The 14,981-nt window shown below is 72.1% G+C and carries 17 protein-coding genes; 7 read left to right on the top strand and 10 right to left on the bottom strand.

The genetic code is table 11. The features are described 5' to 3' along the window. Positions 1-71 precede the first annotated feature (71 nt). The gene (locus AC07F3_RS02100; RefSeq protein WP_479109542.1) at positions 72-1,241 is read left to right on the top strand and encodes a copper resistance D family protein; all 1,170 of its coding nucleotides are present in this window, start codon (positions 72-74) and stop codon (positions 1,239-1,241) included. Between the two features lie 134 nt (positions 1,242-1,375). Here AC07F3_RS02100 and AC07F3_RS02095 read toward each other — a convergent pair whose 3' ends face one another. The 4 genes from AC07F3_RS02095 to AC07F3_RS02080 all read right to left on the bottom strand — a co-directional run bounded on the left by AC07F3_RS02095 (position 1,376) and on the right by AC07F3_RS02080 (position 4,848). After that, a complete protein-coding gene (locus tag AC07F3_RS02095) occupies positions 1,376-1,840 on the bottom strand; it encodes an RICIN domain-containing protein (RefSeq protein WP_479109541.1) in 465 nt (154 codons plus the stop codon). A 255-nt stretch (positions 1,841-2,095) separates the two neighbouring features. Next, positions 2,096-2,866 (bottom strand): MBL fold metallo-hydrolase, encoded by a 771-nt coding sequence (locus AC07F3_RS02090; protein WP_479109539.1) that lies wholly within the window; start codon positions 2,864-2,866, stop codon positions 2,096-2,098. A 70-nt stretch (positions 2,867-2,936) separates the two neighbouring features. Continuing rightward, a complete protein-coding gene (locus tag AC07F3_RS02085) occupies positions 2,937-3,641 on the bottom strand; it encodes a rhomboid family intramembrane serine protease (protein WP_479109537.1) in 705 nt (234 codons plus the stop codon). A 334-nt stretch (positions 3,642-3,975) separates the two neighbouring features. After that, a complete protein-coding gene (locus AC07F3_RS02080; RefSeq protein ID WP_479109535.1) occupies positions 3,976-4,848 on the bottom strand; it encodes a hypothetical protein in 873 nt (290 codons plus the stop codon). A gap of 116 nt (positions 4,849-4,964) precedes the next feature. Here AC07F3_RS02080 and AC07F3_RS02075 point away from each other — a divergent pair, with 116 nt between their 5' ends. After that, positions 4,965-5,777, top strand: coding sequence for a MerR family transcriptional regulator (locus AC07F3_RS02075; protein ID WP_479109533.1), 813 nt, complete (start codon positions 4,965-4,967; stop codon positions 5,775-5,777). 86 nt (positions 5,778-5,863) lie between these two features. On the opposite strand, the gene AC07F3_RS02070 is transcribed toward AC07F3_RS02075, so the two are convergent. Further along, positions 5,864-6,268 carry a VOC family protein gene (locus AC07F3_RS02070; protein WP_479109531.1) on the bottom strand — a complete coding sequence of 135 codons (405 nt, stop codon included), beginning with the start codon at positions 6,266-6,268 and terminating at the stop codon, positions 5,864-5,866. A gap of 115 nt (positions 6,269-6,383) precedes the next feature. Here AC07F3_RS02070 and AC07F3_RS02065 point away from each other — a divergent pair, with 115 nt between their 5' ends. The 4 genes from AC07F3_RS02065 to AC07F3_RS02050 all read left to right on the top strand — a co-directional run bounded on the left by AC07F3_RS02065 (position 6,384) and on the right by AC07F3_RS02050 (position 9,363). Beyond that, a complete protein-coding gene (locus AC07F3_RS02065) occupies positions 6,384-7,376 on the top strand; it encodes a helix-turn-helix transcriptional regulator (protein ID WP_479109529.1) in 993 nt (330 codons plus the stop codon). A 154-nt stretch (positions 7,377-7,530) separates the two neighbouring features. Further along, positions 7,531-7,887: a hypothetical protein gene (locus AC07F3_RS02060; protein WP_479109528.1), complete on the top strand. Its 357-nt coding sequence runs from the start codon at positions 7,531-7,533 to the stop codon at positions 7,885-7,887. A 118-nt stretch (positions 7,888-8,005) separates the two neighbouring features. Further along, a complete protein-coding gene (locus tag AC07F3_RS02055; RefSeq protein ID WP_479109526.1) occupies positions 8,006-8,530 on the top strand; it encodes a putative immunity protein in 525 nt (174 codons plus the stop codon). A gap of 95 nt (positions 8,531-8,625) precedes the next feature. Beyond that, on the top strand, positions 8,626-9,363 hold the full coding sequence (locus AC07F3_RS02050) for an SAM-dependent methyltransferase (RefSeq protein WP_479109524.1): 738 nt from the start codon (positions 8,626-8,628) through the stop codon (positions 9,361-9,363). A 127-nt stretch (positions 9,364-9,490) separates the two neighbouring features. Here the strand turns inward: AC07F3_RS02050 and AC07F3_RS02045 are convergent, their stop codons facing one another. After that, entirely contained in the window at positions 9,491-10,435 is a 945-nt protein-coding gene (locus AC07F3_RS02045) for a quinone oxidoreductase family protein (protein WP_479109522.1), read from the bottom strand. 193 nt (positions 10,436-10,628) lie between these two features. Between AC07F3_RS02045 and AC07F3_RS02040 the strand changes: the two genes are divergently transcribed. Further along, complete coding sequence (locus AC07F3_RS02040; RefSeq protein WP_479109521.1) at positions 10,629-11,255, top strand: glyoxalase; 627 nt, start codon at positions 10,629-10,631, stop codon at positions 11,253-11,255. A gap of 52 nt (positions 11,256-11,307) precedes the next feature. Here AC07F3_RS02040 and AC07F3_RS02035 read toward each other — a convergent pair whose 3' ends face one another. The 4 genes from AC07F3_RS02035 to AC07F3_RS02020 form a co-directional block, all read right to left on the bottom strand. Then, positions 11,308-12,012 (bottom strand): TfuA-like protein, encoded by a 705-nt coding sequence (locus tag AC07F3_RS02035; protein ID WP_479109519.1) that lies wholly within the window; start codon positions 12,010-12,012, stop codon positions 11,308-11,310. Beyond that, positions 12,003-13,202 (bottom strand): YcaO-like family protein, encoded by a 1,200-nt coding sequence (locus tag AC07F3_RS02030; protein WP_479109517.1) that lies wholly within the window; start codon positions 13,200-13,202, stop codon positions 12,003-12,005. The genes AC07F3_RS02035 and AC07F3_RS02030 overlap by 10 nt, the downstream gene beginning before the upstream one ends. Before the next feature lie 107 nt (positions 13,203-13,309). Further along, on the bottom strand, positions 13,310-14,119 hold the full coding sequence (locus AC07F3_RS02025; RefSeq protein WP_479109515.1) for a hypothetical protein: 810 nt from the start codon (positions 14,117-14,119) through the stop codon (positions 13,310-13,312). Further along, complete coding sequence (locus tag AC07F3_RS02020) at positions 14,116-14,979, bottom strand: JmjC domain-containing protein (protein ID WP_479109513.1); 864 nt, start codon at positions 14,977-14,979, stop codon at positions 14,116-14,118. Before AC07F3_RS02020 ends, AC07F3_RS02025 begins: the two co-directional genes overlap by 4 nt. Between the last annotated feature and the right edge of the window lie 2 nt (positions 14,980-14,981).

Genomic DNA, 14,981 nt, shown 5'->3' with positions numbered 1-14,981 from the left:
CCCAGTCACCTGTCACGGAACCCGGCACCAACGTTCCCCAGGTAGCGATACTTAGGTTAGCCTTACCTCTCATGAGTCTCGTTCATCTGGCCGCCTCGGCCGGCTACACCACGCCCCCGCTCTGGCGGATCCTCACGAAATCGGGCTATTTCGCAGGCCTGTCCGGGGCGATCGGCGCGACGGTGACGTACGCGGCGACCGTGCGCCCGGCGCTGCGCGCACCGGGGAACGAGCGGGGTGACGTCGACGTACTGCGTCGTCGGACGGCTGCGTATCTGGCGTGGGCCGGGGTCGTCCTGCTGGTGTCCGGCTACTTCCAGCTCGCCGGGCGCGTGGCCCGGGCCGGGCAGGGCATGCCGTTCGGCGAGGCGCTCGCGCCGGGGAACATCCGGGACTTCCTTCGCGCACCCGCCGCCAAGGGCACCTGGGTGGCCCAGGGCACGGTCTACCTCGCGCAGAACACCGTCCTGCTCCTGGCGTCGGCCGCACTGATCTCCCTGTTCCTCCCCCGGGTGCGAAGACACCTCAACACCGTGGCCCTCACCGCCCTGCCCCTGGCACTCGCGGTGTCCCTCGTCGCCGCGATACCGGCCACCGCGCCGAAGAACGCGGAGAAGGTGGTCGACCTCGTCTGCGACCAGGTCCACATCGTGAGCGGCACGGTGTGGATCGGCGGCCTGGCCGTGCTCGCCGCACTCGCCACCAGCCGCGGCCGCCTGAGCGAGAACGCGGGGGTGCTGTGGGCGGACCTCTGGCGCCGCTTCAGCCTCGTCGCGCTGATCTGCGTCGGCGCCGTACTCACCTCCGGCCTGTGGATGACCTGGAAGCACGTGGGCGCCATCGGACAGCTGTGGAGCACGAGTTACGGGCTCTTCCTGCTCATCAAGGTGGTGCTCGTCCTCGGCATGGTCACGGCCGGCGGCGTCAACCAGTTCTGGCTCATGCCCCGCATCGCCCGGGCCCGCCGCGCCGACGCCACGAGCTCGCTCCTGCACCTGACGCTGCGGCACTTCCCCAAGGTCGTGTGGGCCGAAGTCGCCCTGGGAGTGGCCGTGTTGGCGGTGATCCCGTTCCTCACCGGCTCGGCCCGCTCGGAGGCGGGCAGCCCGCCGCCCGTCACGGACAGCGGCATCATCGCGACGGGAACCGCCCTGGTCCTCACTCTCGCGGCGTCCCTCTGGATCACGGCGAGGACGTCCGACGCGCTGGCCCGGCGCGGAGGTCCGGCCATCGCCGCCTGACCTCGTACGGGGTGGAGGGACTTCACCACGGATGCCGCGCGGGCCGGCCGTCAAAAGCGACGGCCGGCCCGCGGTCCCGGCGGACTGGCGGAGGTCACCGCGGCAGAGGGTGTCTCACCTCGGCCGGGCGGGGCTCACAACCAGAGCTGGTAGTCGCCGCCGTTGCAGGCCAGCATGTAGACCCGGTCACCGTTGCTGTCGAGGCACTCGTGGGTGGCCTTGTTCTTCAGGTTCCAGCCGTGCCCGGTGTTGATCTCCTCCCAGCGCTGGTAGTCGTTGCCGTTGCAGGGCTCCATGTAGGCGTCGTGGTCGGTGTAGGCGACCAGGCAGTAGCCGGGTTCGTACTTGCTGCGCTCCAGCCACGTCCCGTCGCCGTTGTTCACGTCGTGCCAGTCGGTGTCGCGGTCCGAACAGCCGGTCCTGAGCGTGACGTCGGTCGGGTGGCCGTGGTTGTCGTACACCGGGTACAGGCAGTGGTCGCTCCTCTTGTGCACCCAGTGCGTGTCCGAGTCCGCGTGCGCCGCGGACGTCATGGCCAGCACCAGCGCGGGCGCCAGCAGTGCCGTACCGACAGCCTGAGCAACGCTCTTTCCGCGCATTCCGAGCATGGTCGATCCCCTGTTTTCTGTCGTGTTCCGTGGTCGGCGGAACGCCCGCGCCGCCCTCTCCGGGTCCCCGGGCGCTCCTCGCCGGCTCCCCACCGGCGTTGCGCCCACTCTTGTTCAGGCGGGCACCGGGCGACAGCGGCCCGGAACCTCCCGGGAGGCGTCCCGCCCGTCCCACCGCTGTGAGCAGGCACTTGGGATGCGGCCCATGGCCGACCGGGGACGTCCCGCACGTCGACCGGCCCGGCCCTAACCGATCGAGAAGGTCATCCCGGGGGCGGCATGGTCGACGGGACCGTCGTACCCGGCCGAGGCGCGGGCCACCGCCTGCCGCGGGGTGAGGGCGCGGCCCACGTGGGTCACGATCAACCGGCCCGCCCGGGCGGCGCGAGCCGTGTCACCGGCGTCCTCGGGCGTGTGGTGCACCCGCTCCTCTCCCACCTGCGCGTGCGCGCTCTCGGCCTCGCACAGCAGCACATCGCACCCCTCGGCCAGCCGGGTCAGGTTCGCGCACGGCGCCGTGTCCCCCGAGTAGACCAGCGACCGGCCTTCGGCCTCGACCCGTACGGCGAAGGCGGGCATGCCGTGGCGCACGGCCCGGCTGGTCAACGTGACTGCTCCCACGCGCACTTGGTGCCCGTCGTACAGTTCGTGGACGGCGAAGGCGGACTCGACCGGGCTGCGCTCCGGACCGTTGGTGAGGAAATGTGCCAGACGGTCGGCGGTGCCCGGCGGGCCGTACAGGGGGATGGGCGCGGTGAGCCGCAGGTCTGCGTAGAGCGCCGCGTAGTAGGCGGTGAGCAGGTCCGCGCTGTGATCGGCGTGCAGATGGGAGAGCCAGATCGCGTCCACCTCGTCGAGCCGGACGTGCCGCTGGAGCTGCGCCAGCGTCCCGCTGCCCGCGTCCATCCAGATCCGGGTGCGGCCGCTGGACACCAGGTAGCCGGAGCAGGGATTGTCGACGCTCGCGTACGGAGTCGCACTTCCCAGGACGGTGAGACGAAGAAGATCGCTGGCCATCCCGGGAGTCTAGGGAACGGCCCCCATTCCCCCTGTGCCGGTCCCCCGGACGACGGGCGACGCGGGTCGTTCAGAGGAGACCCAGGTCGCGGAGTTCCTTGTGCAGGTCCGCACGGCCGGGGTCGAGCGCCGCTCCCGGGCCTTCTTCGCCGGAGGCGGCCGCGGGACGGCGGCCGTCCCGCAGGAGGTACGCACCCACCATCCCGCCGACCAGGCCGCCGAGATGCGCCAGCCAGCTGACGCCCGGGGTGCCGGGGACGGCGACCGTCACCAGGTAGGCGAACGAGGCCGCCATGACCACGCCGAGCAGGGTGTCGATGAGCCGCCGGTCGAACAGCCCGCGCAGCACCACGTATCCGAAGTAGCCGAAGATCACGCCACTGGCGCCGACACCCAGGGTGTTGGAGCCCTGGAAGATCCACACGGCGAGCCCGCTGGTCACGGCGACGAGCAGAGTGAGCCACAGGAAGCGGACCACGCCGCGGTACGCCGCCAGGAACCCGAAGACGAACAGCGGGCCCGAGTTGGCCTCGATGTGGCTCCAGCCGAAGTGCAGGAACGGCGCGACCAGGATGGCTCCCAGCCGGCCCGGGTCCTGCGGGATGACACCGAAGTCCGTGTCGAGCCGGTAGTCCGACAGCCAGTTGACGATCTGCAGGGCCCAGACGACCACCATGAGCCCGAACATGACGAAGAAGGCCTTGCGCGCCTCCGCGATCATCTCCTCGGCGCTCCGCTGCCCCGCCCGGTCCCACCCCTCCCACAGCCTGCCCATCGATCCGCCCCCTGTAGCCATCACCCGAAAACCCTGGAAATGCATTCTAAAGCCGCGGGAGGGCCCGGCGTGGGCCGACGGTTCGGGCCCGTCCACGGTCTCGGCCGAGGACGCTACGCACGCGGCGCGCGGTCACCGGCGGGGCGGCGACCGGGGGCGCCGTGACGGCGCCGACGACTCAACTACGGTGGCAGCGCCCAAGGTTCTCAGCCGATGGGCCGCGGAGACCGCGTCGACAGGCTCGTCACCGATGGCGCCGCCGTGGGTCCTCGGCCGATAGGGACCGCAGCAACGGCGTCGACAGGCTCGCCCCCGGTGGCGGCGCGGCGGGTCCTCAGCCGATGGGCTTGCGGATCTCGTCGCGGACCTTGGCGGTCAGTCCGGCCGCCTCGGATACGTCGATGTCGGCGGCCTTCTGTCCGGCTGACGCGGGGCTGACGACCGCCACGCTTCCCACCGTGTTGCTGTCGCCCCAGGCGCACATCGGGAAGGTGATGCTGAGAGCGCCCTGCGACTTGGTCAGCACCTGGCAGTGGATCCGGACGTCCGACCCGGCGGGCGTGGCGTCCTTCGGCGGAGCCGCGACGGTGGCGCCATCGGCCTCCCGGGCGCCCCGCAGCATGCTGTCGCGCTCCCGCTCCGGGGACTTCACCCTGCCGTAAATGCCGGACAGCACCATCGACGTGCCGTCGCCCTTGGCTCCCGAGTACTGGCCCATCGCCGCCCGCGGATCCCGGATGTCCGCCTGCGAGGTTCCCTTGAGGCCCTCCCTGCCCTTGTCGGACAGGTCCTGGGCGAGGGTGTACTGGCCGTTCATCAGCGTGGGCGGCACGGTGAGCCGGTACTTCGCCTCGGGGAAGCCACCGGCCGCGCCGAGGAGTCTGTTCACGGAGAATCCCAGACCGCCGAGCACCACCAGCACGATGGCGATGATGCCGACCACCAGACCGGTCCGGTTCTTGCGCGGCGGAGGCGGCCCCATCGGCGGCACGCCCCAGCCCTGCTGCGGCGGGAACGGCTGCTGGGGGAATGGCTGCTGGGGGAACTGGGGCTGCTGGAAGCCCTGTTGGGGGTGGGGCTGCTGCGGCCAGGGCTGCTGCGCTCCGTAGGGGCCGGGCGCGGGAGGCCCGGGCGGCGGGGCGCCGTAGGGGCCCTGGGGCTGGGGGTGGTAGGGGCCCTGCGGCGGAGACGGAGGCGGCATGCTCATGCCGCTGACGCTACTTGACCTCGACGGAGGGGCGGCCGCCGGGCCGGGCCCGAGCGGAGGCCGACCGGTAGGTTCTTGACCCTCACACCGTGTCAGGCGTTCCACTCGGAGACATCATGTTCACCATCGGAGACTTCGCCCGGCACGGCCGCGTCTCGGTCCGGATGCTGCGTCACTACGACGCGACCGGACTGCTGCACCCGGCCCACGTCGATCCCGCCACCGGCTACCGGCACTACTCGGCCGCCCAACTGGCCCGCCTCAACCGCGTCATCGCGCTCAAGGACCTCGGCTTCACCCTCCAGCAGGTCCGGGAGATCCTCGACGAGAAGGTCACCACCGAGGAACTGCGCGGCATGCTCCGGCTGCGGCGGGCCGAACTGGAGGCCGCCCGGGAAGCCGCGGCCACCCGGCTGGTCCAGGTCGAGGCGAGGCTCCGGTCCATCGAGAGCGAGGGGCACATGCCCGGCAACGACGTCGTCATCAAGAGCCTGCCGTCCATACGCGTGGCCGAACTGACCGGTGTGGCACCGGACTTCGACACCATCGGCCCGGTCATCCAGCCGCTGTACGGGGAGTTGTTCCGCCGCCTCGACGCGGCGGGTGTCACGCCGAGCGGTCCCGGCGTCGCGTACTACGAGGACACCGCGGACGGCGCCATCCTGGTCCACGCCGGCGTGGAGGTCACCGCGCCGCCCGGGGAGAAGGACGGAGTGCGGATCGTGGACCTGCCGCCGGTCGACCAGGTGGCGACCATCGTGCACCACGGCTCGATGGAGACCATCCTGCCGACCGTCCAGACCCTGGGCCGCTGGATCGACGCCCACGGTTACCGCTCGACGGGCTACCCGCGGGAGATCAACCTGGAGTGTCCGGAGAACCGGGACGAGTGGGTGACCGAGCTCCAGGAGCCGGTGACCAAGGCCTGACCGGGGCGGGGCGCCGGGCCACACTCCCACGGACACACGGGCGGGGCGCGGACCACACTCGCACGAGCACGCGCGCCCCGCTGTCCTCAACGCGCGACCCGCTCCCTGGCGGCCGCGGTGACGGGCGTGAAGAAGTTCACCAGGTTGCCGTCGGGGTCGCGCACGAGGAGCGAGCGGTTGCCCCACGGCATCGTGGTGGGCCGCTGGACGAGGTCCTCGCCCCTGCCGGAACCGGTCAACTGCTGATGGACCTCGTCCACGTCCTCGACGAGGAACTCCAGGATGACGCTGCGGTTGTCCTCCGGGCGCGCCGCGCCGGGCGCGAACATCGGGACCGTCCGCGTGCTGCCGATCGCGAGGGTGGCGGCGGCGGTCCGGAGCTCGGCGAAGTCCTCGGTGGACCAGTCCGCCCGCACTCCGGTGGCCTGCTCGTAGAAGGAGACGAGGCGGGTGATGTCGCCGGTGATGACGCGGACCGAGACGAAGTTCATGGGTTCTCTCCGTGTGCGGGGGGGGCGGAATGGGAAGAGCCGTTCGCGGCTCTGGCCACACGCTAGGACCAATACCGGACAGAATCCGCCCGGTATATGAGAGAGACTTCCGGTTATGGCCCGACCCACCGCCCGCGTGCTCACCCTGCTGGAACTTCTGCAGTCCGGCGGCACCCGGACCGTCGCCGAACTCGCCGGACAGCTCGACGTGGACGAGCGGACGGTACGCCGGTACGTCCAGCACCTCGTCGACCTCGACGTGCCGGTCGAGTCGGTACGCGGTCGCTACGGCGGCTACCGCCTCGTCTCCGGCTACCGCATGCCGCCGCTCATGCTGAGCGACGACGAGGCGCTGGCCGTGCTTCTCGGCCTGGTCGCGGGCCGGCGGGCCGGTCTCACGACGAGCGCGGGCGCGGCCGGGGAGACCGCGGCGGCCAAGGTCCGGCGGGTCCTGCCCGAGCGGCTCAGGCATCGGCTGGACGCCGTGCTCGCCACCCTCGCGTTCACGGCCCCGCCCGGCACACCGGCCGCACCGCGGAGCGCGGTGCTGCTCCCCCTCGCCGACGCGGTGCGCCACCACCGCCCGGTCTCGATCCGGTACACCAGCGCCGACGGCCGGCGCAGCGAGCGCACCCTGCACCCGTACGGCCTCGTCAGCCACGCGGGCAGGTGGTACGTGACGGGCGCGGACCCGGCGATCGGCGAGGACCGGACGTTCCGGCTGGACCGCATCGCCGACGCGCGGACCCTCCCGGGCTCGTTCGTGCCGCCCGCCGGGATCGACCCGGCCGAGCGCGTCCTGGCGGGGCTCGCCACAGCGCCCTACCGGCACGAGGTGACACTGCGGATCCAGGGGACGGCCGAGCAGATCCGTGCCCACCTCCCCGCCGGTCTCGCGACGCTGACCAAGTTGCCACCCGAGGGCGGGAGTTGGTTCCGCGCCGAGCTGCGGGTCGAGCGGCTCGACTGGCTGCCCGCCGTACTCGCCTCGCTGGACGGCCCGTTCGTCATCGAGCGCCCGCCCGAACTCCGCGACCTGGTCACAACCCTGGCCAACCGCCTGACCACGGCGGCCCGGCCCCCTCAGAACGACGCCACGCACCCGTGAACCCCTCGATACGCTGGGCGATCCCGCGGGAGCGGGCCATCGCATGCGTTCGTACGGGATCGGGGATGATCGGGGAATGTGGGTCCGGGTCGAGAGGCTGCCGCAGAGAACTCCCGCGGCACTCGGGGCTCCTCGCCCACCGCTGAAGGTCCGCGTGCACTCGGCCGTCGGCACCGCCGTGGCGGTATGGCGCGGCGCCGCGGAGGAGGCGGACGGCGGGCACCACATCGAGTGGAGCGTGGACGAGGACCTTGTCTGGGGCCGCAACACCCAGGTGGCCGCGGACGCCGGGCCCGGCGTCCGGCAGGAACGCGACCAGGTGTTCCTGCGCGGTCGGCTCGCCATCGCCTCGGACGGCCTGGCCACCCTCGAAGTGGGAGGCGCACACATCCTCTTCGACCACGTGACCTGTTCTCCCGACATGGCTCCGCCGCCGGAGGGCGGCGACGGCGCCTGGGTGGAGATCCGCGTCGCAGCGGACAGCGTCGGCGTCTGGCCCTTCCAGCTCTGACAGGGGCCACATCGCCCTCAACCCACTGGCCAACAGCCCGAGTTCATCCCAACGCGTTCCAGCCCGCCGGGCCGAACCCTCCCCTCAGCCCCGGCACCACAACCGGCAGGATGTACTCGTGAACGAGGTGACCATCAGCGAAGAAGACCGCCAGGCACTCGCGCTCTGGGCCGCCGACCATGTCGAGCCGGTGCTGCCCCTGTTCGAGGTGCGGGCCCCCTCGGACTGCCGCCCCCGCGAGGCCGTCGAGAGCATTCGCGCCTTCGTGCGCGAGGGAAAGCGGACCGGGCAACTGCGTGCCGCGGCGTGGGCTGCTCTCGCGGCCGCGCGCGAGCTCACCGACCCGGCCGCCACGGCCGCCGCCCGGGCCGCGGGCTACGCGGCGGCGACTCCGTACATCCACCCCTTGGCCACCCCGCACCAGTCGAGGCACGCACTGGCCCCGGTGGTGTACGAGGCGCGGGCCAGAGAGCTCGCGGCGGGCGGGGACGCGGGGGTCGGCGACGAGGAGATCCGGCGAGCGATCGGGAGCGCCCCGCACCGAGTACGCGGCCTGGTCAGCAGAATGCCGCCCCGCAGCCCCGGTCGCAGCCGCCTGGACACGTTGTACTACGTACTCGACGCGGCCCTTCGCGAAAAGTAACCGCCGCCCAGCGACGCATAGTTGGGCACTCGGCGTTTCCCGGTCGCCCAAGGAAATCGCGTGCGAGGGGCCACTGCCCCTGTCAGGCTCCCCCAATGAACCGTGAACAGATCTCAAGTCTCGCCCACGCGGACCATCCGATCGCGGCCCCGCTCGACGACGACTCGGTACGCCACCTGCTCGAACACGCCGTCCCCCACGGCCAGGCGCGCGTGCTCGACCTCGGCTGCGGCGGAGGCGAGTGGCTGCTGCGCGCCCTGGCCCTGCACCCCGGCCTGCGGGCCGAAGGCGTGGACATCGCGGCGGGCTCGCTGGCTCGCGCGCGTACGGCGGCGGAGGCGCGCGGCGTGCAGGACCGCCTCGTCCTCCACCAGGAGGACGCCAGCGCCTTCACCGCGCCGCACGCCTTCGATCTGGTCCTCAGCGTCGGCGCCACGCACGCCTTCGACGGCCTCCTCGCCACCCTCGCGGCGGCCCGCAAGCATCTGGCGCCCGGCGGACGCGTGCTGATCGGCGACGGCTTCTGGATGAACGAGCCGTCCGCCGAAGCCGTCGACATGCTGGGCGACTTCAGCGACCTGCCGACCACCCTGGCCCAGGTTGCCGCCCACGGCTGGACCCCGGTCCAGGGCCACATCAGCACCCGCCAGGAACTGGACGCCTACGAATGGGCGTGGACGGGCTCCCTGAGCACATGGGCCCTGGACCACCCCGACGACCCGGAGAGCCCCCAGGCCCTGGCAGCAGCCACCACCCACCGCGACAAATGGCTGGGCGTGTACCGGGAGGCGTTCGGCTTCGTGTGCCTCGTCCTGCGGCCTACGTCCGGCTGACGCCCCGCAGTGCAAGACCGGCCGTCTTCGCCCGCGGTCCACGCGGCGTCTCCGAACAGCCGCCGCCCCCAGCCGATCGCCCGATGGCGGGCGGCCTTCAGGCGATCCGGGTCAAGGAACGGGCCGGCTAGGAGAAGTCCAGGACCAACCGGCCGCGCAGGCCACCGGCCTCCAGGAGACGGTGGGCCTTGGCCGCTTCCTCGGCGGGCAGCACGTCGGCGACGTGCAGCGACAGGACACCCGCCTCGGCCTGGCGGCACAGGGCGTCCAGCCGCTCGGTGTCGGTGAGACCGTCGGTGACCACCACCGGGCACACGCGGATACCGCGCTCGGCCGGGCCGGACCAGCCGCGCAACTCGACCAGAGTCCCACCGTCCGCGAGGGCGGCCATGACGTCGGTGGTCTGCGTGGAGCCGTCCACGAGGCCGGGAACGCCGTGAGGCGCCAGCTCCCGGATGCGGGCGGCGACGTCGGAGCCGCGTTCCACAACGTGGTCGGCGCCGAATTCCCGTACGCGACGAATGTCGTGCGGGGCGGCGTCCGCGATGACGGTCAGCCCGTCGGCCTTGGCCAGCTCGATCGTGTACCCGCCGACTGCTCCGGCCGCGCCGGTCACGGCGATGGTCCCGCCCGGGGGCACGGCCAGGGTGTCCAGGGCCAGGCGAGCGGTCATGGCGTTCATGAGCAGGGTGGACGCGGCGGCGTGATCCACCCCCTCGGGGGCGGGCACCACGGAAGCGGCGGGCACCACGACGTACTCGGCGTAGGCCCCGCCGCGCTCACTGGCGAACAGCACGATGGCGACGACGCGTTGACCCACGGCGAGCCTGTCGCCGGTACCGGGGCCGAGCTGGTCGATCACACCGGCGGCGTCCATGCCGGGCACGAACGGGGGCCGCTGGCCGGGCATGCGCCCCGCGTGGCCCCCGCGCCGCAGCACGACGTCGGTCGGGTTCACCGCGGCCGCGTGCACCCGGATCCGCACCTCTCCGGGACCCGCCTGTGGTTCGGGCAATTCCAGGACGCGCAGCACTTCCGGTCCACCGAACTCGTCCATACCTATGGCTTTCATGCTGGCTGCAACCGGCTCCGCCCGCTCGGTGTTCCCTCCCCCACCAGGCCAAGCGTGGGTGCGAGCCTGCCCGGCCCTGGCACAGCCGGATGCGCTGCCCCTCGCAGGAGCCTCCCTCGCGGTGCCGCCGCGGTCCCGGGACCGGGCAGGAACGGAGAAGCACGGGCCGCGGGCCGCGCCTAGCGTGATGACCATGACTTCCATCGAAAGCGTCACCCTCGACGTCGCCGACCGCACGGCCGCCGACCGCTTCTACGCCGCCGCCTTCGGCCTGGACGGGCAGGTACGCCTGCGGGCCGCCCAGGCCCCCAGCACCGGTTTCCGCGGGTTCACGCTCGCGCTCACCGTGTCCCAGCCGGCCGATGTCCGCCTGCACATCGACGCGGCCCTCGCCGCCGGAGCCACCTCCCTCAAGCCCGTCACGAAGTCGCTGTGGGGCTACGGCGGTGTCGTGCAGGCGCCGGACGGCGCGATCTGGAAGGTCGCGACCTCGGCGAAGAAGGACAGCGGCCCGGCCACCCGGGAGATCGACGACTTCGTACTCCTGCTGGGAGTGACGGACGTGGGCGCGAGCAAGAAGTTCTACGTCGAGCAGGGCCTCGCCGTGGCGAAGAGCTTCGGCAGCAAGTACGTGGAGTTCGCGGCCGGAACCGGCGCGGTCAAGCTGGCGCTGTACAAGCGCCGCGCCCTGGCCAAGGACGCCGGGGTCTCCCCCGAAGGCACCGGAGCCCACCGCCTCACCATCGCGGGCGCGAGCGCCCCCTTCACCGACCCGGACGGCTTCGCCTGGGAGGCGTCCTCCGTGGCGGCCGTGGCCTGACGGGTGGGTGCGGGTGCGCGGTTCGAGCGGCCGAGGGCTGCCCGGGGCGGGGTCAGGCGTGGGAGGGGAAGCGGGCGAGGGCGTGCAGTTCGGTCTCCACTGCTTCGACGCCGTCGAGCCGCTTGCGGTCCCAGTCGGGGATCACCTCGGGTTCCAACTGCTTGGCCAGCAGATCCGCGGCGTCGGCGGGCAGGGCGCGACGGAAGGCGTTGGCGAGCGCCTCGGGGAGCCGGGCACGGTATCCCACGCGTTGGGCGACCTCCAGGGCGGTCGCGGCGGTCACGGCGTCCAGTTCGCCGCGTTCGCCCAGGGTCCGCAGCAGCCATCGCACGTTGATGAGGGGCACGGTGACCGCTTCGCTGGTGACCGGGTCCATCAGCAGGGCGACCTCGGCGTCGGACTCGACGTGTCCGGCGAGGTACTGCTCGCAGACCCAACCGTGCTGGATCATGCCGAGCGTGCGGCACTCCACGGCACGCAGCGCGCCCATGGAGGAGGCGCCGGCGAGGTAGAGGCCGCGCCCGAGGTACTCGCGGATCTCGGTGACGGAAACCGAGAGGTTCTGGCCGAACTGCCCGTCCAGGATGAGGGTGCGGTTGTTCCACTTGCCTTCGGTCGGGGTCCGCAGCAGATCGCCGCGGATGATCGGTGGCCGCATGGCCAGCTCGACCCCGAGGGTGTCGGCGGTCCCGCCCAGTCTCTCCATGTCCTGGGGCAGCAGTGAACTGCCCGCGTACACCGTCAGTTTCACTGCCATGCCGCCGTCCAGTCCGGTCGTTCCGCCCCGCGTGCGTTCAACAGGCGCACCCCGACCCGCAAGTGGTCGACGTGGGTGAACTCGCTGCCCGGAACCACGACCTTGACGATGGAGAAGGGCAGCCCCTCCGGGGCCAGGCTGGTGCGCAGGACGAGGTGGAGCCCGTGTTCACCGAGCATGTCGAGCAGGAAGGCGAGGTCTGCCGCGTTGTCGCCGGAGCTGCGGTCGGGGATCGCGTGGAACGGCAGCCAGGGCCGGCCCTCGCTCCAGGTGTGGAGGTACTCGCGCAGTTCGTCGTACGAGGCGTGGCGCCGGTAGGCCTGGCCCTCCAGGTCCTCGCGCGCCCCGGCGATCACGACCAGGCGGGACTGCGCCGCCTCGGTGAGCGCCCGCATCAGGGCGATCTCCGGGTTGAGGTGGCAGCCCGCTCCCCCGTTGAAGAGCATTCCGTCGCGGGAGTGGGTGTCGTCGGTGGTGACGAAGAAGGTGGGAACGGGCAGCCCGCCCGTGTAGGCGTGCACGGTGACGCTGATCGAGGCCCGCTCGAAACGTTCGACGACCTCCCGGTGCGCGTCGGGCAGGGTGTCGATCGGTACACGGTGGCCGAGGCCCAGCTTCTCGCCGAAGGCGGTGCTGTCGTGCTCGATGACCTCGTACAGCGCCTGCACGGTGGCGTCGACGGGGTCGTTGCCGGCGGCGAGGCCGATGGTGTTCGACGACATCAGCCCGCCCTCGTGGGGGAAGGGCGTGAAGACGGCGACCGCGGGCACCGCGATGTCGACGTCGTTGCGCAGGCAGTGCATCGGCCACCAGGTGGTGGGCGTCTGCGGGGTCCATCGGTGGCCGCGGCGGGGAACGAGCCGCCGGGGGTCGAGCGTCGGCATCCGCTCGCACATGACCTCGTACGGTTGCGGCGCCTCGGGGCGGCCGTCGGGTTCGCAGTAGCGGCGCTCGATGGCCTCCATCATCGCGGAGACCCGGGCTCCCTGGCGGGTGTAGCCCTTCCCGCTGGTGACGGTGTTGAGGCCGCGGGCGGCCAGCGGGCGTACGGACTGGTAGACGGGGATGCCGAGGAGGTCCAGGTCGGTCACCTCGCTGACGCGCGTGACGCCGACCCGTTCCAACAGCGACTGTGCCAGCCACTCGACCTCGTCGAGCGAACGGCTGCGCAGGGCAAGGCTCTGGTCCACTGCGGGGTCCTCCCGTTGGTCCGATTGCTGGGGGTGCCCGGCGCTCGGCGGTCGATGCGGGGCCTTGGTCGCGTCCGGGTGCGCCGGACCGTCAGTGGTCGGGTCCGTCAAGGGCGGCCGGTGGCAAGGCGGAGGAGGTCCGCCGGATCCATCGCGGCGAAGTGTGAGGCGAGTTCGCCGAGCACCCAGTCCGCCTTCCGGTCGACGGGCATCAAGTGGTGGCGCCGGTGGATGTCCTGCTGTTCCAGGTGGGCGGTCCCGGCCTGCCGCAGGGCTTTGACGATCTCGGTCGTGGTCGGCGACCGTTCGGCGAGGACCAGCAGCAGGCAGTCCCCGTCGTCGCCCGCGTGCGCGCCGCGGGTGGTGCCGGCCGGGACGTGCAGGGCGGTGCGGGCCCCGGCCTCCAGCGGCTCGGAGTCCGCCTCGCCGGCGTGCCAGGTGACGCTGCCGGAGCAGACGAGGACGACGGCGTCCACGGCCGCCTCCGCGTACGCCACCGGGGATCCGGCCGCCGCGAGGTAGGCGGTCGCCTCGATGTGCCCACCGAGCGCCTCGCGGACCGTCGCGTGTGCGGGCCGCGCGCCGGCCAGCCAGTCGGTGACGCACGGCAGCCGCAAGGTGGCGCCGGCGGCGTACTGGCCGGTGACGTTGCGGTGGTGGATGAAGCCGTTGACCTTGTGGTTCTGGACCCTGCGAGCCGTGAAGACCTCGGCGGCGGGCCGTTTGGCGCCGTCCCGGTAGACCTCCAGGTAGGGGTGCGAGAGCAGGCCGCAGTCGATCGTGCCGAGCACGTCGGCGGCGGTCGGCAGCGCCATGCCGCCGGACAGCGCGGTGCGGGCGGTGCGGCCGTCCCGGCGTTCGGCGAGCCAGCCCGCGAGGCCGGTGTCGATGTCGGCGTGGGGGTCGGTGTGCGTCATCGTGATCCGTCTCGCAGACGTGCGGTGGCCAGGGCCCGGTCGACGAGCACGGCACCGTCGACGCCGGAGCCGAAGTCCTTGAGGTCGGCCAGCAGTGCTGCGGCCCGGGTTCGCGGCGAGGCGGCGTCCCGGCCGGCCCTGGCGGGGCGGCCCGAGGCGATCCACTCGTCGATGTAGGCCTGCACGAGCGCCGCCGGGGAGGGCTCGGTCAGCGTGAAGGTGACGTGCAGGGAAGTGCGGTCGATCGCGGTGGCGGCGTGCCCGGTGCCGTGCGGAAGGTAGAGCAGGTCGCCGGGTTCCAGGACGACGATCCGTTCCTTGGAGGTGTCGACGTCCAGACCGGCGCTGGCCGCCGACTCCGGGGGTGTGTCGTACAGATGCCACTCCTTGGCACCTTCCAGCTGGACGGCGACGACACGGGAGCCGTCGCGGTGCGGGAGCATGCCGCGTTTGCCCGCGGGCGTATAGAAGAGGAAGGCCTTCGACTCGGCCGGGAAGACCGCGTTGAGGGCGTCGTTGACATCCCGGAGGAAGGGGTGCCAGTCCTCGACCTGGTTGAGTTTGAGGGTGGCGCCGTGCGCCAGCTGCCGGCCCACGGCGGCGGAGTCGATGAACCCGTCGACGCGGGTGCCGGCGACCGTGCGGGTGGCGAGGAGTTCGCTGTCGGAGGGCGCCATGCCGTCCTGGAGGACGGAGAAGTAGGGGCGGCGCAGGAGGCTTCCGTCGATCAGCGCGAGGATGTCCTTGATGCGCGGCGGTCCGTCGAGGGCGACCGCGTCGCGCAGCACCAGGGGTTCACTCGCGTAGTACGCCGCGCGCAGCTCGCTGCCGTCCTCCAGCAGATCAGTCAGCGTACTCACCG

Source organism: Streptomyces sp. NPDC045846, from assembly GCF_056431605.1.
Note: the sequence above shows the minus strand (reverse complement) of the source record. Positions and strands in the feature narration are given on the sequence as shown.